We start from the raw sequence: 18,298 nt of genomic DNA on the forward strand, positions 1-18,298 counted from the left end.
AAAAACAAATTATGCTCACTCAAATAGAGAAACAGTTTTCAGTTCTATTTTTTATAATCGTTCTGCTCGAACTTATTACGGGAAGTACAGCATCCTTACAATATGTGCATTACATGGTAAAGCCAGCTATTGTAGTTAGTCTTATATTTTTATTTTTAAAAACTTCTGGGCAACTTTCAAAATCCATAAAACGAATTACACTTTTAGCCTTGCTCTTTTCGTTGCTTGGGGATGTATTGCTAATGTTGGTTGATAGGTCTCCCCTCTTTTTTACTTTTGGTTTGGTTGCTTTTCTACTGGCCCATGTGATGTATATCTTGGTATTTGTAAAACATGGAAATAAAAAGAAATCTGTATTGGGGTTTATAGTATTGCTTTTTATATATGCCTCGGGCTTATTTTATTTTTTAAAAGATGGTTTGGGAGATATGCTTATTCCTGTGATTGTATATATGGTTGTAATTTTAACTATGGCAACAACAGCATTTTTAAGACAGGGAAACACAGATCGATTAAGCTATCTTTTTGTTTTTGCAGGTGCTATATGTTTTATGATTTCTGATAGCATATTGGCACTCAACAAATTTTATCAACCCATTCCGCTATCGTATATCAGTATAATGGTTACATATGCTTTAGCCCAATATTTAATTATATTGGGAATTTTAAAGCAAAAAAAGAAGTGAAATCACTTTTTAAAAGGTCTAATGATTAGCCTTGCAGCTTTATCAAAATTGATATAGTTATAGGTCCAGTTAAAGAGTACCACAACACTATTTCTAAAACCAACCAAAGACATTAGGTGAACAAACATCCAAATGAACCAAGCAAAGAAACCACCAAATTTGTAATGTTTTAAATCCACAACGGCTTTATTACGCCCAATTGTTGCCATTGATCCCTTGTCTTTATATTCAAAAGGGGTCATGGGTTGCTTCTTTATAAGTCGCAATAGATTTTTGCCCAACAATACTCCTTGTTGAATGGCAGGCTGGGCAACTTGCGGATGACCTTTGGAATATGCTTCGGTTTCCATAAGTGCAATATCACCAATAGCAAATATATTGTTGTAGCCCTCAACCTGATTAAAACGATTAACACGATAACGGTTTGCATTTTCCATTAAAGCATCAGCTTGCAAGCCTTTTATCGGTGCACCAGTAACACCTGCTGCCCAAATTAAAGTTTCGGATTGCAGTTCCAAATCTGAATTTGTGGTTACATTTAAACCATCATAATCCTTTACATACGTATTGCAATGCACTTTAACACCCAAAGCCTCTAAAAATCGTTGTGCCTTATTTGATGCTTGTGAACTCATAGGAGGCAATACCCTATCGGCTCCCTCCAAAAGATGGATATGCATATCTTTTGAGTCCAAATCTTGGTAATCCCTAGGTAAAATATGATTTTTAAGCTCCGCAATAGCACCAGCCAGCTCAACGCCTGTTGGTCCTCCACCAACAATAACAAAATTTAAATAAGCTTCACGCTTTTTTCTGGCATCAGCGATTGCAGCTTTTTCAAAATTTTGTAAAATAAGACTTCTTATGTCCAAGGCTTGAGAAACAGTTTTCATTGGCATGCTATTGGACTCAATCGTTTTATTACCAAAAAAATTGGTTTTAGTGCCCGTGGCTATGACCAAATAATCATAACTCAAGTTTCCTATATTGGTAATAATTTCGTTTTGCTCTGGCTCAATCATTTTTACTTCCGCCAAACGAAAAAAAGAAGTTTTATGCTTCTTAATGATTTTTCGCAGTGGATAGGCTATAGAATCAGGTTCTAATCCTGAACTTGACACTTGATAAAGTAATGGTTGAAATGTGTGGTAGTTATGCTTGTCTATTAAAACAACCTGAATATTTTTATTCGCTAATTTTTTAGACAAACTTACACCTGCAAAACCTCCGCCAATAATTACAATTCTTGGCAGATTAGACTTAGGAATATTCATTTGGGATAAATAAAATTTCTTACACAAAGATACGCATTACCAACACCAAAATTTTATTTTTGAACAATTATGTAACATAACTTATGTTATAACTACTAATTTGGTAACCAACCATTATATCGATTGAACAAAGAACTCGAACATAGTTTTGTTGAACAGTTGCAAAAGCATCAAAACATTATACATAAGGTATGTCGTTTATATACCAATAATGCAGATGCGCATAACGATTTGTTTCAGGAAATAACGATTCAGTTGTGGCGTGCATACCCTAAATTTAGAGGAGACTCTAAATTTAGTACATGGATGTATCGTGTTGGTTTGAATACAGCGATTACACTGTACAGAAAGTCTAAGCGACGTGTTAACACGCAAGAGTTTGACAGTGTTGAGTTTAAAATAAAAGCTGAAGAGTATGATGATACCGAAGAGCAACAGCTAAAGCTCTTGTACAAAGCAGTACATCAACTAAATGATATTGAAAAAGCCCTGGTATTCTTGTATTTAGAAGACAAAGACTACAGAGAAATTAGCACGACTTTGGGTATAACGGAAGTGAATGCTCGTGTAAAAATGAATCGTGTAAAAAAGAAATTAAAAACCATATTAAATCCGTAAGGTTATGGATGAATTAGAATTGTTAAAGAAAGATTGGAAGAATACCGAGACTAAATTTGAAAGCTACTCGGATTCTGAAATTTACCCAATGATGCACAAAAAATCGTCTTCAATTGTAAAGACCTTATTTTACATTAGTATTGGCGAATTAGTATTTTGGATTTTAGCCAGTATATTGCCTTATTTATTGTCTTCTACTTTTCGGGAGAAATTAGACAAAAGTTATGAAAACCCATTGTTTTTAGGGCTCAGCATATTCAGTTATGCAGTTATATTGTTATTTATTTACTTATTGTTTAAATCTTATAAATCCATTTCCACTACGGATAGTGCAAAACGATTAATGGAAAGTATATTGAGAACAAGAAAAGTGATTAAATACTATGTGCTATTTAATTTATCGATGATATTTCTTTCAATACCTCTATCTTTTTATTTTGAATATCAAGAAAATCCTGAATTTCATAAAGTCATCACGGAAGCAACTACAACCCAAATGCTCTTTGTTTACGGAATAATCATATTAGTAGGAGCTGTGTTTTTAATAATAATTTGGCTCTTTTACAGACTTATTTACGGTATTCTTTTAAAACGTCTAAACAGGAACTACGATGAATTGAAAAAGTTAGAAGTCTAGGAAGTTACCGTTTATTGCACATTATCGAAATGACATGATTTCGATTTTAAAAATCGTCAGCCCAGAATTCTTAATTTAAATTATATCAAACTTTAGATTGTTACCAATCTCTTAGTTCTTTATTTAAACGCTCCTTCTCCTCTAATTCTTCTTGTGGAATTACCTTTAAAAATGATGGATGTTGCTCTATGGCATATTCAATTTTTTCAACGATATCTGCAATAGATTCATTTTCATAATCTATTTCCAAAGGTTGTTTTACTTCAAAAGATTGATAGATATTTTTCTTTTTAATTCTTAGGCCTTTTTTATCAAACGAACGTCTAAAACCATCAATCACTATAGGTACAACCAAAGGTTTATAGGTTTTTATAATATGAGCCGTTCCTTTTCTAATAGGTTTAAAAGGTGTTGTTGTACCTTGTGGAAAGGTTACTACCCATCCATCGTCCAAGGCTTTTTTAATTGCGGTAATATCACTCATTTTTACCTGACGATTCACATCTTTACCTTGAGAACGCCAAGTACGCTCAATACTAATAGAGCCTGTGTAGGCGAAAATTTTAGGAATAAGACCAGATTTCATGGTTTCCTTGGCCGCTACATAGTACATGTTCAGCTTCGGATTCCAGAGATAACCTACATTTTTAATGCTATCCAAACGACCACTCAAACTTGCATTGAATACATGGAACATAGCAATAACATCCGCAAAATAGGTCTGGTGATTAGATATAAACAACACATTGGTATCTGGTAGATTTTTAATGATTTCAGAGCCTTCGATCTGTAAATCATTAAAACCTCTAAAACGGCGATGTGTTAACAACCCCAAGATTCTAATCAACCATTTTTTTACCCAAAGGATATGTCCGAAAGGATTTTTTTTAAATAATCCCATAGTTAGCATTCAATTTTAGTCAATTACAAAAGTAACAAATAAGGAACGTTACAAAACTTGTTTTAACAAGTCTTTCACTTCACCAAGCATCATAGCGGTAGCTCCCCAAACAATATGTCCATTCAATTTAAAAGCTGGCACATCTACTTCAACATTAAAAGAAGTTGGTACTCTAGTAGTTGTGGTATTTTTATGATATAAAAAATCTTGAAGTTTTACTTCGATTATGGCTTCCACTTCCTCATCTTGCTTTACAAACTTAGGAGTTATCTCAGAAACTGCCACAAAAGGATGTACCATAAAGTTACTTGGCGGAATGTATAATGGAGACATGGTTTTAATTACATGTACCATATGCTCTGGCACTCCGACCTCTTCTTCTGTTTCTCGAATAGCGGTTATCATTAAACTTTCATCTTCATCTTCAAACTTTCCTCCCGGAAAGCCAACCTGCGCAGAGTGTACGCCTTTATAAGTTTTACGCAGAATTAAGACCAGGTAGGTTTCTCCTTCAGTATTTGGATAAAATAAAACCAAAACACCTGCTTTTTTTGCATTTTTGGCTTTCTCTTTCATTTTTTCGGCTAATTGCAAACGATATGGGGGAGACATTTTAGCATGTGATATTTCGCCAAAAAGGTTGAGATTCTTTATTTTTACTACAGATTCTAAAAACGTTTTAAATAGCATTTATGAGATTTAGGTGGGTTGTAATTATGGTTTTATTTTTATGGAATTGTGAAGATAAACAAACTTCAAAACAAACAAATACCTCTACCACAAAAGATTCTATAGGTGATAAATCTAAAGTTGTTAATGAAAAGCAACCCAAACCAGAATTCCCAATACTTACGGATAGCAATGCCATGGAATTCTTTTTGGATTATGAAAAAGAGCATAAAGAGAATAAGGTATGTATGTTTACAGATTTTGGCAACATCGATATTCTGCTCTACGATAAAACCAAATTTCATAGAGCTAATTTTATTTATCTCACCAAACGCAAGTATTTTAATGGCACACAATTTTATCGCGTGGTTAAAGATTTTGTTATACAAGGAGGCAGTAGTGACGGGTTGGATTTATACAAAAAACGACGAAAAATAGGGAGATATCTCTTACCTCCAGATACCAAACGTGGTTATACCCACAAACGCGGCGCAATCTCTATGCCAAGTAGCGAAATAGAAAACGCGTATAAATTGGCATCCCCATTTCAGTTTTTTATTGTTGTTAATAGCCAAAGAGCAAAGCATTTAGATGGAGAATACACCATCTTTGGAGAAGTTATCAATGGCATGGATGTCGTTGATAAAATCAACGCTGTAGAGACTGACGATGGAGATTGGCCTTTGCAAAATGTGTATATCAAGAAAGTAGAAATTATAAAATAATTATGATTTTACTTTTCATTTTTTAATATCTTGTCTATCTAACTTTCGTAACCAATATATCATGATTTCTAAAGCACTCAAAACTACAGTACTTTGCAGTACTATCTTATTTGCCAGTTGTAAAGAAGAACCAAAGACAACCGAAATTCCCTTGATGACCGATAATTTACTTTTGCAAGAATGGGAAGGTCCTTACCAAGGTGTACCTGCTTTTGACAAAATGGATGTGGCCTATGTAAAAGAAGCTGTAGAAAAAGGCATGAAACATCAACTAAAACAAATTGATGCCATTGCAAATAATGAAAATGATCCGACTTTTGAAAACACCATCGTTGCTATGGAAAGTGCAGGAAAACCACTAAACCGTGTATTTACGTACTATGGCATTATGAGTAGTAATATGTCTTCCCCAGAGTTTAGAGAGGTGCAAGTGGAATTGGCTCCAAAACTTTCTGAGTTTCGATCCAAAATCACCCAGAACGAAAAATTATTTCAACGTATCAAAGCAGTCTATGATGCTTCACAGAAAAAACCGCTTGAGCCCCAAGCTCAACGTGTCGTTGATTTAATCTATAAGCAGTTTGAAATGAATGGCGCCAATCTCGACATAAAAAAGAAAAAGCGCTATGCAGAAATTAATAAGGAATTGTCTACACTTTACACCAAATTTTCCAACAATGTATTGCATGATGAAGAAAATTATGTAACCTATTTAACAGAAGATCAGCTTGGAGGTTTATCTGAAGGCTTTACAAAATCTGCTGCCAAAATAGCGACAGATAAAGGTCACGAAGGTAAATATGCTATCACCAACACACGTTCGTCAATGGATCCGTTCCTTACCTACTCTACCAATCGTGAGCTACGTAAAAAAGTTTGGGAAAACTATTACTCTAGAGGGGATAATGGAGACGATTACGACAACAATAAAATTATCGCTGAGATTTTAAAGCTACGAAAAGAGCGTGTTGGTTTAATGGGCTATGATAATTATGCCCAATGGAGATTACAAGATCGTATGGCTAAGCATCCTGAAAATGCTATGGATTTAATGTTAAAAGTATGGCCAGCAGCTACAGCAAGAGTAAAAGAGGAAGTTGCCGATATGCAAGCTATAGCTAACGAACTTGGAGATGAAATTACTATAGAACCTTGGGACTATCGTTATTATGCAGAAAAAGTTAGGAAGAAAAAATACGATTTAGATAGTGATGAAGTAAAGCAATATCTACAATTAGATAAACTCACCGAGGCCATGTTCTTTGTAGCGGGCGAATTATTCAATTATAACTTTACACCTGTAGAAGATGGTTCAGTACCTGTGTTTCATGAAGATGTAAAGGTTTGGGAAGTAACCGATAAAAATTCTGAAAAACACATTGGCCTTTGGTATCTAGATCCTTATGCACGCGAAGGCAAACGTTCTGGAGCCTGGGCAACAACCTACAGAGATTATACGTCTTTTGAAGGAGAGACAAATGTACTGGCATCCAATAATTCAAACTTTGTTAAGCCTGCGCCAGGAGAAGCTGTATTAGTATCTTGGGATGATGCCACAACGTTTTTTCATGAGTTTGGACATGCATTACACTTTTTTGCGGCCGATGTTAAATATCCTACATTACAAGGCGGAGTTAGAGATTATACAGAGTTTCAGTCGCAATTATTAGAACGTTGGTTATCCACAGATAAAGTAATTAATCAATTTTTAGTACACCACGAGACAGGAAAACCTATTCCCGCTAAGTTGGTCGAAAAAATTAAAAGAGCATCAACATTTAACCAAGGTTTTGGTACTACAGAGTATTTGGCCTCTGCCTTAATTGATATGAAACTACATTTAGCGGATCCTACAGATATTGATATTGATAAGTTTGAACGTGAAACTTTAGATGAATTAGGTATGCCAAAAGAATTGCCTATGCGCCATAGAACACCTCATTTTGGACATGTCTTTTCAGGTGAAGGCTATGCAACGGCATATTATGGTTACATGTGGGCAGATGTTTTAACAAGTGATGCCGCTGAAGCTTTTAAGGAAGCGTCAGGAGGTTTTTACGATAAAGAACTAGCAGATAAATTAGTGAAGTATTTATTTGCACCACGTAATGCTATGGATCCTGCGGAAGCCTATAAAAAGTTTAGAGGTAGGGATGCAAAAATTGAAGCTTTAATGCGCGATCGTGGGTTTACCAAATGAAAAAGAGTGAGATACTTTTAAATATCTGATTTATCACTCCTATACAAACTGGGCAGACTAATCTTAAACTTTACAGCTAGCAAACGAATAAGTATAACTATTAAGCCTGCAATGACAAAAAGATAATTTCGGTCTTCCAAAAAATGCCGTAATAAGAAATAGGTTAGTCCGCCCAAAATACAGGCAGTGGCATACACTTCCTTTCTGAATATAACAGGAATTTCATTACAGAGAATATCACGTATCACACCACCAAAACAAGCGGTCATGGTTCCTAATGCGATACAAATAATAGGATGCAAGCCTGCAACCAACCCAGTTTCTATTCCCACCACAGTATAGAGTCCTATACCTATTGTATCAAATAAAAACAACGAGCGACGCAAGTGTTTTAAATAATTTCTAAATACCACAGCAAATACTGCCGAACCTATAATAACGTAAACAAAGGTCATATTCCGCATCCACGATACAGGTTCTACACCAACCATAATATCACGCAGGGTCCCACCACCAACTGCTGTTACAAATGCTATTATGAGAACGCCAAACGGATCCATTCGTTTGTTCATGGCGACTAAAACTCCAGAAATAGCAAAGGCTATGGTTCCTAATATATCTAAGGTTTGAAAAAACATTACATATTTTGAGTATAGTAATTATAATCTTTTAAAATGGTATCTATAAACTGAATGTCATATAACTTTGTTTCTATACCCAACGTATCACAAATCTTTTTCTTCAAAATCGTTAAGGTTTTAAAATCGTTATTCTTTTTAGAAATAGTGAAGGCCTCTTTTATTATTCTAACATCCTTATCTGTAAGTTGCGTAACATTACTAAAAACAGGTTGGTAGTCATCATTAATATCTTCAAGGATTGTACTCGATATTTTATGCTTTTTCTTTACGCTAATTACCACTGTGCCAGCTGCAGAATCACCAACACGTTGCTTTTTGTCCGATAATAAAATACTTAATATGCCAATAGATGAAAAGAAAAACCAAATATCTATGATTCTCAACATCCAACGAACTAAAAAATTGTACCATTGTGTTGGAGAACCATCCAAACGCACCACTTTAATTTTCATTATCATTTTTCCAATAGTTTGCCCACTGAAGATAATATGGCATAATACAGAATAAAACAAAGCCGGTAACGTAAATAGGCCTAAAAAACCTCGTCTTGTCCAACCATCCGCATCAAATATTTCAGATAGGTTTACAAGATTTTCCATAATGGTCATGTAGGTTATCAAAATGATACCATCAATTAAGAAAGCTACCATACGTTCACCCAAACCTATTAGCTTATAGTCTAGGTTAACATTTTGTGCTGTGTTAATTGCTAATTTGCCCATGGAAATGTATATTCGTTTTAAATTAAAGTGATTTATGCGCGAAGCGTCTTTCGTGAAGCAAAATAAGGAAAAATGGATTGGTTTTGAAAACGCATTAGATAATAATGCAAAAATAAATCCAGACGACTTAGCTTCTTATTACATACAACTTACCAACGACCTATCTTATGCCCAAACCTACTATCCTGGCAGTAAGACTTTGTTATATTTAAATTCTTTAGCTTCCCAAGCGCATCAAAAAATTTACATTACCAAGAAGGAATCTAAAAATAAGATTATTTCGTTTTGGAGAGATGAGTTCCCCCTATTCTTCAAACAATATCACAAAACATTACTATATAGTTTTCTCATTTTTATGACTGCTGTTGTTATTGGTACTGTTTCAACCTTAAATGATGACTCCTTCCTTAGACTAATTCTAGGTGATGCTTACGTAAATATGACTATTGAAAATATTGAAAAAGGCGAACCTATGGCCGTGTATAAAAGTGGTAGTAATATTGGTACATTTTTGGGTATTACCATTAATAATATTAGAGTGGCAATCGTTGCATTTGCTCTTGGTGTCTTTTTTAGTGTAGGTACAGTTTGGGTTCTATTTAGCAATGGTATAATGCTAGGTGCTTTCATTACGTTTTTTTATAACTATGGCATTTTAGAAAAAACCTCAACCGTTTGGTTACATGGTACTATTGAGATTTCTGTAATAGTCATTGCTGGCTGTGCAGGTTTGGTAATGGGCAATAGTTTTTTATTTCCTAAGACTTACTCTAGGCGTGTTGCCTTTATGAGAGGTGCCAAAGACGGGCTTAAAATTGTAGTCAGTACCATTCCTTTTTTCATTATCGCAGGATTTATTGAAGGTTTTATTACTCGTTATGGTGAACAAATGCCATGGTTTTTAGCTTACGGCATTATTTTTATTTCTCTTTTTATCATCATTTATTATTATATCATATATCCTATATTATTAAACAAGGCAGTAAATAATGAATTTACCAAAACAAATTCTAAATTAATCCCCAAACCTAATGTATTGTGAACGAAAATTATATTGAACTAAGAACAAGAAGTACGTTTGGAGATATTATTAATACCTACTTTTTATTTCTAAAACATAATTTTAAAGCTTACACTAATCTATATCTAAAATATAATGCAGTAAGCATTATTTTAACGCTCATCAGTTCCTATCTATTGGTTACAGGTTTTATGGGACTAGCAAGTCGTGATTTTAGATTCGGCATGGGAAACAACATAGCTTCTGACAGCTATCTCATTGCAGGAGCTATTATCCTTTTTTTGATTGTTTTTATCACATCTTTAATTAATTATAGTTTTTCTAGTGCTTATATTGCTGAGTACGTTAAAAACGATGGTACGATTGTATCCAAAAATATTCGGAAAAGCATATTAAATAATATTGGTACAATTATTATATTCATTCTTATTGGAGGACTTTTATACATTGTCTATATTGTTATTTCTGGTTTATTGGCATTTATCCCATTATTGGGAATGCTTGTTCAATATGGTTTAAGCTTTACAATGACAGCTATATTCGGATTAACATTTATGTCTATTTTTTCAGGCAAGAAAGGGTTTGGAGAAGCAATTTCTGAGGGTTTTGATTTCACGTTTTCTAATTTTTGGAAAGTTATATTATACGGTTTAGTAATAGGCATACTCAATCTTATGATTACTTTTTTAATTGTATCCATTCCTAGTTTTATTCTTGGTATTTACACCTATTTTTCTGTAGAAAGTAACGTTGACCTCAAAACCAGTACTTTTGCAACATTGATGTTTACTTTTGGATTTGCTGCGTTTTTATTGTCTTTTATCTATACGCAAGCCCTGTCGCAATTATCTTACGGAATTCTTTACCATAACCTATACGAAGTGAAACATAATGTATTTCTTCAGAAGAAAATAGATCAAATTGGTATTAATGAGTGAATTAAAGCTAAAACATATTAATACCTGTATTATAACATTTTTAAGTTCATTTGTTTTAAAAGCTCAAGATAGTGTTGTAAAACGTGATTCTTCAAATCTCGATGTTACTTACTTTAAGGAAAACTTCAAAGATAATTACGCTGGGGATGATTTCAACTATTCTATTAATGATACAGGGGGCATCAATTTAATACAACGTATCCTAAGATCCTTCTTTAATTGGTTGGGAGATGTTTTTGGGTTTAATATTGATTGGTTGGATTATCAAACCATGGAATATATAATTTATGGCTTATTAGGAATTATAGTACTTTACTTGCTAATAAAATTCTTATTGCAAAACCCTGTAAGTTCAGTATTTAAAACTGAAGACAAAGCTATTGAGGGCTTTAGCTATGTAGAAGAACATATAGAGAAAGTTGATTTTGACAAGCTGATAAAAAAAGCCCTAAAGGATAATAATTATAGATTAGCGACACGCTACATGTACCTTAAGTCCTTAAAGGTTTTAGCCAATAAAAAAACGATTGAGTGGCACTACGACAAGACAAATTCAGATTATCTTAATGAAATAAAGGATTCCAAATTAAAAGCCTTATTTAAAAGAGTTTCTTACATTTATGACTATGTGTGGTATGGAGAATTTCCTATAGATGAAGTAAATTTCAATAAAAATAAAGACGATTTCAACCAACTTATAAAAACGACCCAACATGGATAAGCGTTCAAAAATAGCGCTCTATATTATTGGTGCGGTAATTGTTCTTATGATGATTGCAGAAGTCACCAAACCCAAAGCTATTAATTGGCGCGACTCCTACTCTGCTGCTGACAAAATTCCTTTAGGTTGTTATATTCTTTTTAATGAGTTAAATACATTTTCTGAAGGCAAAGTTTTAACTTCAGAACGTTCCATATATGAATACTTAAAAGATATTGACACTACAACTTCAAAATCCTTAGTATTCATTAATAACTACATCAGTTTAGATAGTGAAGAATCTAAAGCTATTATGGACTTTGCTGAAAAAGGAAATACCGTTTTTATGAGTGGTAATTATTTTTATGGTAATGTCATAGACTCATTAAATGTTGCCATAGAAAGACAATACACTAATCTCTACAAGAAAGCATCAAATCATAATTTTACGAGTCCAAGTCTTCAAAAAAACAACCGTCTGTTTAAAGATGTCATCGAGAATAGTCACTTTAGCTCCGTTGATACCCTAAAAACTACAGTTTTAGGTACTGTGACAACAAAAAATGAAGATGATGTAGATGAAACACATCCGAATTATATAAAAGTTAATGTTGGTGAAAAAGGTGGACAATTTCTATTACACACCAATCCCTTTGCTTTTACAAATTATCATCTCATGGCAGACAAAGAAGATTATGCTGCCACAGTTTTATCTTATCTACCAAAACAACAAATTATTTGGGATAATAATTATAAAAGTGGTCGAAAAGTAGTCACTAGCCCATTGCGTTACATACTTCAAAATAGAGCCTTAAAATGGGCTTTCTATATTAGTATGTTTAGTCTTATCTTATTTGTGGTTTTTAGAGGAAAACGTACACAACGTATTATTCCTGTTATCAATAAGCTAGAAAATGCCACAGTAGATTTTACAAAAACCATTGGTGAACTGTATTATCAACATGGGGATTTTAAAAATATTATCGAAAAGAAAATTCAGTACTTTTTAGAGTTTGTACGTAGAAACTACTACTTAGACACCAATCAACTCAACCAAAACTTTATTGATAAATTAGCAGTTAAGTCAAGTAACTCTAAAGAAGACTCCAAGGCATTGGTAGATTACTTGGTTTTTCTAAAATATAAAACTAACCATACAGAACAAGAACTTATAGAACTCAATAAAAAAATAGAACACTTTACAAAACATACATAATAATGGAAGAACAAGACATATCATCTTCGGAGAATTTAGAGAATTCGAACCCTAATACAGACACACCAAGTAATGAAGCTAATGAGCGAGCTGTTGAAGATTTTAAAAGTAGAATAGACCTTAAACCGCTTCAAGATAGTGTTGAGCAAATAAAGCAAGAAATTGCAAAATTTATTGTTGGGCAAAATGAAATGATAGAGTTATTGATTATTTCTATTCTCACTAATGGCCATTCTTTAATAGAAGGTGTTCCTGGTGTTGCAAAAACAGTAACAGCCAAGTTATTGGCTAAAACCATGGATGTTGATTTTAGTAGAATTCAATTTACACCAGACTTGATGCCAAGTGATATTTTAGGAACTTCGATTTTTAATGTTAAGACTAACGAGTTTGAATATAAAAGAGGTCCTATCTTTTCTAATATTATCTTAATTGATGAAATTAACAGGGCACCAGCAAAAACTCAAGCCGCTTTATTTGAGGTCATGGCAGAGCGTCAAATTACTATGGATGGCACACGTTACGATATGGAATTACCATTTTTGGTATTCGCCACACAAAACCCAATAGAGCAAGAGGGGACATATCGTTTACCAGAAGCACAATTGGATCGCTTTTTGTTTAAAATAGAAGTAGATTATCCATCACTTGAAGATGAAGTTCAGATTTTAGTAGATAACCATCATAGACAAGACACTATGGACTTTAATACTATAGCACCTGTGCTATCATCTGATGCTATTAAGAAATATCAAGATTTAATAAAGCAAATCGTTGTAGAGGACAACCTTTTAAATTATATCGCTTCCATTGTAAACAATACCCGTAATAATGCTAATCTTTATCTAGGAGCATCACCAAGAGCGTCCATTGCCATCTTAAATGCTGCAAAGGCCAATGCTGCAATTAATGGAAGAGATTTTGTAACACCAGATGATATAAAGCGTTGTACAAAAGCTGTTCTTAAACATCGTTTAGTTTTAACCCCAGAACGAGAAATGGAAGCTTTCACTGTAGATAAAGTTGTAGATCAGATACTTGAAACCATTGAGATTCCAAGATAGTGAAACTCTTTTTTAGATATACCTATTTAACCTTTCGGTTTTTTGTTTTCGCAATAGTCTTTGTGGCACTATTTGTCTTTTCTTACATTTACCCAGGCTTACTAAATATAGTTACTTCACTATTTTTTGTCGCTATAGGTTTAGTGATAGTAGATGTCATTCTATTATTCAAGCAAATAGGAATTACAGCTTCAAGGGTGTTGCCAGAAAAACTGAGTAATGGAGATGATAATCCTATTGAGTTAACACTTCAGAATCATTACAATTTCAAAACCGATGTGTTATTAATCGACGAATTACCATTTCAATACCAAAAGCGTGATTTTCAAATTAACACACAACTTAACAAACATCAAGAAAAAAGAATAACTTACACACTAAGACCTCTGGAGCGCGGTGAATACTATTTTGGCTACTTAAACGTCTATATCAACTCACCCATTGGTTTAGTGACAAGACGTTATCAGTTTGCTAAAGATGCCATGGTACCAAATTATCCTTCATTCTTACAACTTAGAAAATATATGCTTATTGCATTTTCTAATAAACTGTTTGAGTATGGATTAAAGAAAATTCGTCGTATTGGTCATACAATGGAATTTGAGCAGATTAAGGATTACGTTACTGGTGATGATATTAGAAACATTAATTGGAAAGCCACAGCCAAGCGCAATCACCTAATGGTTAATCAATTTCAAGATGAACGCTCACAACCCATATATAGCGTTATTGATAAAGGAAGGGCAATGAAAATGCCCTTTGAAGGTTTAAGTCTTTTGGATTATGCCATTAACGCCACACTCGTTATCAGTAATGTAGCATTGAAAAAGCAAGATAAAGCTGGTATGTTTACCTTCTCCAGGAAGGTTGAAAATAAAGTTGCCGCAGAACGTAGGCCTTCTCAAATGCACAAAATTCTAGAAACATTATACAATGTGAATACGGATTTTGCCGAATCAGATTTTTCGAGACTTTATATAGATGTAAAACGAAGTATTACGCAACGCAGCTTACTTCTGCTTTATACTAATTTTGAAACTCTAGATGCCCTACATCGTCAACTCCCTTATTTACAAGCTATGGCTAAAAACCATCTTTTGGTTGTTATATTTTTTGAGAATACAGAATTAGAAAAGCTAACCAATGTTGAAGCCCATAATACTTTCGAGATTTTTCAAAAGACCATTGCCGAAAAGTTTATGTACGAAAAGAAACTTATCGTAAACGAGTTACAGAAGCATGGTATTCAATCTATTTTGACCGCCCCAGAAAACTTAACGATTAATACCATTAACAAGTATCTAGAAATTAAAGCCAGAGGATTGATTTAATTAAAAAATTAAAACTACAATTCATCCCATTTAAATCACAGTTCGGTAATTACATTTATTATTTCCTGATAGCTTATTGGATATTTGAATCATCAATTCGGCAACCAAAAAAGTCTTGTTGGATAAAGATAAATAACCATTAAAACAAAAAATTATGAAGAATGCATTTTTAACTTTCGCTTTAGCTTTAACTACTTTATTCGGATTTTCTCAAGAAGAAAAAGGCATCATTATTACCGTTACCATCGATAACGTAAAAAATGACACTGGTAAAGTGCTAATGTCATTACACAGTTCGGAAACATTTATGAAAGGAAAGGGCATACAGAATGCCGAAACAAAGATAAAAGATGGAAAGGTCGTCATTACTTTCAAAGATGTTGCACCGGGAGAATATGCAATAATGGCTTTACATGATGAAAACGAGAACCAACGTATGGATTTTAGAGAGAATGGTATGCCATTAGAATCTTACGGAATGTCTAATAATGTAATGTCTTTTGGTCCACCACAATATGACGATGCCAAGTTTAAAGTAGAAGATAAAGATTTGGAAATGATTATCCGCTTCTAGCAATTATATTATCCAATCAGAAAAATAAAGGACTGAGTATATTCTACACAGAATTACTCAGTCTTTTTACTGCCAACAGAATATCGTATTTACCAATAAAGTCTAAACATAAAGTTTGGGGTAATACCAATAGCGTAACGTTCTAAAAGCTCAACAGAATCGTTTAAGCTGTTATTCCCTCTATACTCCCTTGATATTAAATTTTCTCTATTGTAAAGGTTGCGTACCGAAACACCTATTTTACCCCTTAGCTTATTACGTTTTGATATTTTAAAGCTATACGTAGAAGATAAATCTAGGCGGTGATAAATGGGTAATTCTGCAGTGTTAATGCCTTCATCAAAACTATAGATTCCATCCGTTTCATTAGCTATGGTAAACGGTCTACCCGTTTGCCATTTCCAACCCAAAGCTATTTTAAAACCATCTAACTTATAACTCAATGCTGTTGATACAGCATGTGTAACATTAGATTTAGATTTAAAGGATTTGCTATCATTGAGATTTTCAAAGCGGCTTCGTGCACGATTGTACGAATAGCTTAACCAAGTTGTAAATCCATTGAATCGCTTTCTTAAAAAAGCATCTACCCCAAAAATATTCTGATCGCCATTATTAAAACCGCCTCCATCAGGGTTTAAAAAACCTAATGACAACGCTGTGATATTTTTTAGTTTTTTGTAATACGCATCTGCATCAATACTCCAACCTTTTTTTGAATATATGAATCCTGCTGAAACATGTTTACTATTGATTATTGGAAAATCGTTATTGTTTGCTAAGCGCCAAACCCTATTTTCTAAAGATAGATCGCTAAAAACAGTCTCATCAATTTCGCTAATAATTTGGTTTTTAATTTCTGCACTAGCCTGAAGCTTAAGGTGAGTACTGAGCTCTTTAAAAATAATTAACCTTGGCTCTAATCGTGCCGCATCTAACTCTTGAAAATAAGTGCCTCTTAAACCAAAAGAAAAATCGAACAATCTAGGGTTCTTGTAGTCAAAGTTACCATATAAACTATGCGATTGTACTATTTCCTGTTCGGTATCTAAGACAATTCTTAAATCTGCAGTATTCACAAAAGCATAGGATACATCCTTTAGTGTATATTGATACCCAAAGGTGTAATTATTCTTATATGATGCATTGTAATTGATTTCTGTAGAAATACCCGAATCGAATATGGCATTTCGTTTTTCGAAATCTGAGATTTGCTCATTATTTTCTGAAGTAATAAAATTATAATTGAACGCATAATCCGAGAAAAAAGCTTGTGTATTCTGACTTAGCTTTTCATTCCATTTATGATTCCACCCCAGGCCATACCCTTTGTTTTCGATTGTCATAATATCGTTAAAGGATCTGTTGTTTTCATCATTGCTAGACGTATAATCGAGTTGATTGTCTATGGCGATCAAACTGGCAAAAAATGTATTGTTGTTATTAAGTTTATAATTTAATTTTACATTGTAATCTAAAAATGAAAAATCATTATCCCCATTCTCATCCTGACCAATTTTAGTACTATCAAATACTTTGTCTGACAATTGGCTGAATGTAAATGTTTCAAAAACATCTGTGTAACTTCGTCTCAGTGATGCTTGTAAACTGAGCTTGTCTTTAATGAGGGGTAAGTCTAAAATAGCATCTGCATTTACACCATTGATACCCATTTCGGCTTTTAAATCATTATCAATAATAGAACTAGACCTTATATCAGTAACACTAGACAAACGTTCACCGTATCTGGCATGAGAACCTTTATTAATAAACTTAATCTCTGAAGTTACATTAGGGTTTAATGGAGATATCATACCAAACAAATGTCCTTTATGATATATATTGATACCATCCCAAATCAATCGGTTTTGATCCGAGGCACCACCACGAACAAAAAAGCTTGATGCGGTTTCATTTGGACTTAAAACTCCGGGCAATAACTGAATACTCTCTAAAACATCCGATTCTATTAGACCTGGTAAAATACCCAATCGCAATGGGTATAATTTATAAGCACCATCACTGTTTTTCTCAATACCTTTTGCTAAATAGCTTCTAACGACAATTTTATCTAAAGCTTCAGTTATAACATTTTCATCATTAGATAAACTAACAATTATGTATCTATTATTTAAGACGCTGTAGTAAAGACCGCTAGTATTTTTTAACTCATTGAGGACTTCTGATAAAGTTCTTTTTTTTCGATCTAATGTTATGTTTTTACCTCTGATATAATTGTCTTTGTAAGAGAACAGAACTTGATAGACCTCTTCAATATTCTCTAGTGCATCGTGTAAGGGCACATCTTTAAACTCAATGTAAAAAGCCTCTTCTTGAGAAAAGGCTAGTGTAGGAAGTAACATTAAGACAAAGATATAAAT

General features: G+C 33.4%; 18 protein-coding genes. 12 read left to right on the forward strand and 6 right to left on the reverse strand.

Going from position 1 to position 18,298, the window contains the following annotated elements; translation table 11 throughout:
* Window positions 1–11 precede the first annotated feature (11 nt).
* On the forward strand, window positions 12–686 hold the full coding sequence (locus KCG49_RS01205) for a lysoplasmalogenase (protein WP_218544350.1): 675 nt from the start codon (window positions 12–14) through the stop codon (window positions 684–686).
* 2 nt (window positions 687–688) lie between these two features.
* Here KCG49_RS01205 and KCG49_RS01210 read toward each other — a convergent pair whose 3' ends face one another.
* Window positions 689–1,960, reverse strand: coding sequence for an NAD(P)/FAD-dependent oxidoreductase (locus KCG49_RS01210; protein ID WP_218544351.1), 1,272 nt, complete (start codon window positions 1,958–1,960; stop codon window positions 689–691).
* A 123-nt stretch (window positions 1,961–2,083) separates the two neighbouring features.
* On the opposite strand from KCG49_RS01210, the gene KCG49_RS01215 reads away from it, so the two are divergent.
* Both KCG49_RS01215 and KCG49_RS01220 read left to right on the forward strand, forming a co-directional pair.
* Entirely contained in the window at window positions 2,084–2,578 is a 495-nt protein-coding gene (locus KCG49_RS01215; RefSeq protein WP_218544352.1) for an RNA polymerase sigma factor, read from the forward strand.
* 4 nt (window positions 2,579–2,582) lie between these two features.
* Window positions 2,583–3,215: a DUF8845 family protein gene (locus KCG49_RS01220; RefSeq protein ID WP_218544353.1), complete on the forward strand. Its 633-nt coding sequence runs from the start codon at window positions 2,583–2,585 to the stop codon at window positions 3,213–3,215.
* A 100-nt stretch (window positions 3,216–3,315) separates the two neighbouring features.
* On the opposite strand, the gene KCG49_RS01225 is transcribed toward KCG49_RS01220, so the two are convergent.
* Both KCG49_RS01225 and KCG49_RS01230 read right to left on the reverse strand, forming a co-directional pair.
* Window positions 3,316–4,116, reverse strand: a complete 801-nt coding sequence (locus tag KCG49_RS01225; protein ID WP_218544354.1) for a lysophospholipid acyltransferase family protein — start codon at window positions 4,114–4,116, stop codon at window positions 3,316–3,318.
* A 48-nt stretch (window positions 4,117–4,164) separates the two neighbouring features.
* Window positions 4,165–4,806, reverse strand: coding sequence for an NUDIX hydrolase (locus KCG49_RS01230; protein WP_218544355.1), 642 nt, complete (start codon window positions 4,804–4,806; stop codon window positions 4,165–4,167).
* A gap of 2 nt (window positions 4,807–4,808) precedes the next feature.
* On the opposite strand from KCG49_RS01230, the gene KCG49_RS01235 reads away from it, so the two are divergent.
* Together KCG49_RS01235 and KCG49_RS01240 are read left to right on the forward strand one after the other, a co-directional pair.
* Entirely contained in the window at window positions 4,809–5,510 is a 702-nt protein-coding gene (locus tag KCG49_RS01235; protein WP_218544356.1) for a peptidylprolyl isomerase, read from the forward strand.
* A 61-nt stretch (window positions 5,511–5,571) separates the two neighbouring features.
* Window positions 5,572–7,710 carry a M3 family metallopeptidase gene (locus tag KCG49_RS01240; protein WP_218544357.1) on the forward strand — a complete coding sequence of 713 codons (2,139 nt, stop codon included), beginning with the start codon at window positions 5,572–5,574 and terminating at the stop codon, window positions 7,708–7,710.
* A gap of 17 nt (window positions 7,711–7,727) precedes the next feature.
* Here the strand turns inward: KCG49_RS01240 and KCG49_RS01245 are convergent, their stop codons facing one another.
* Both KCG49_RS01245 and KCG49_RS01250 read right to left on the reverse strand, forming a co-directional pair.
* Window positions 7,728–8,348 carry a trimeric intracellular cation channel family protein gene (locus tag KCG49_RS01245; protein WP_218544358.1) on the reverse strand — a complete coding sequence of 207 codons (621 nt, stop codon included), beginning with the start codon at window positions 8,346–8,348 and terminating at the stop codon, window positions 7,728–7,730.
* Window positions 8,348–9,073 (reverse strand): RDD family protein, encoded by a 726-nt coding sequence (locus tag KCG49_RS01250; protein ID WP_218544359.1) that lies wholly within the window; start codon window positions 9,071–9,073, stop codon window positions 8,348–8,350. Before KCG49_RS01250 ends, KCG49_RS01245 begins: the two co-directional genes overlap by 1 nt.
* Window positions 9,074–9,107: 34 nt before the next feature.
* Here KCG49_RS01250 and KCG49_RS01255 point away from each other — a divergent pair, with 34 nt between their 5' ends.
* The 7 genes from KCG49_RS01255 (at window position 9,108) to KCG49_RS01285 (ending at window position 15,917) form a co-directional block, all read left to right on the forward strand.
* Window positions 9,108–10,115: a stage II sporulation protein M gene (locus KCG49_RS01255; RefSeq protein ID WP_218544360.1), complete on the forward strand. Its 1,008-nt coding sequence runs from the start codon at window positions 9,108–9,110 to the stop codon at window positions 10,113–10,115.
* Window positions 10,112–11,032 carry a hypothetical protein gene (locus KCG49_RS01260; protein WP_218544361.1) on the forward strand — a complete coding sequence of 307 codons (921 nt, stop codon included), beginning with the start codon at window positions 10,112–10,114 and terminating at the stop codon, window positions 11,030–11,032. Before KCG49_RS01255 ends, KCG49_RS01260 begins: the two co-directional genes overlap by 4 nt.
* Window positions 11,025–11,753, forward strand: a complete 729-nt coding sequence (locus KCG49_RS01265; protein ID WP_218544362.1) for a hypothetical protein — start codon at window positions 11,025–11,027, stop codon at window positions 11,751–11,753. Before KCG49_RS01260 ends, KCG49_RS01265 begins: the two co-directional genes overlap by 8 nt.
* On the forward strand, window positions 11,746–12,948 hold the full coding sequence (locus KCG49_RS01270; protein WP_218544363.1) for a DUF4350 domain-containing protein: 1,203 nt from the start codon (window positions 11,746–11,748) through the stop codon (window positions 12,946–12,948). The genes KCG49_RS01265 and KCG49_RS01270 overlap by 8 nt, the downstream gene beginning before the upstream one ends.
* A gap of 2 nt (window positions 12,949–12,950) precedes the next feature.
* The gene (locus KCG49_RS01275) at window positions 12,951–14,012 is read left to right on the forward strand and encodes an AAA family ATPase (protein ID WP_218544364.1); all 1,062 of its coding nucleotides are present in this window, start codon (window positions 12,951–12,953) and stop codon (window positions 14,010–14,012) included.
* Between the two features lie 53 nt (window positions 14,013–14,065).
* Window positions 14,066–15,343 (forward strand): DUF58 domain-containing protein, encoded by a 1,278-nt coding sequence (locus tag KCG49_RS01280; protein ID WP_369680344.1) that lies wholly within the window; start codon window positions 14,066–14,068, stop codon window positions 15,341–15,343.
* A 154-nt stretch (window positions 15,344–15,497) separates the two neighbouring features.
* Window positions 15,498–15,917, forward strand: coding sequence for a DUF2141 domain-containing protein (locus KCG49_RS01285; RefSeq protein WP_218544366.1), 420 nt, complete (start codon window positions 15,498–15,500; stop codon window positions 15,915–15,917).
* Between the two features lie 89 nt (window positions 15,918–16,006).
* Here KCG49_RS01285 and KCG49_RS01290 read toward each other — a convergent pair whose 3' ends face one another.
* Window positions 16,007–18,280 (reverse strand): TonB-dependent receptor domain-containing protein, encoded by a 2,274-nt coding sequence (locus tag KCG49_RS01290; protein ID WP_218544367.1) that lies wholly within the window; start codon window positions 18,278–18,280, stop codon window positions 16,007–16,009.
* Window positions 18,281–18,298 lie beyond the last annotated feature (18 nt).

The organism is Winogradskyella luteola, assembly GCF_019203985.1.
Lineage (GTDB): Bacteria > Bacteroidota > Bacteroidia > Flavobacteriales > Flavobacteriaceae > Winogradskyella > Winogradskyella luteola.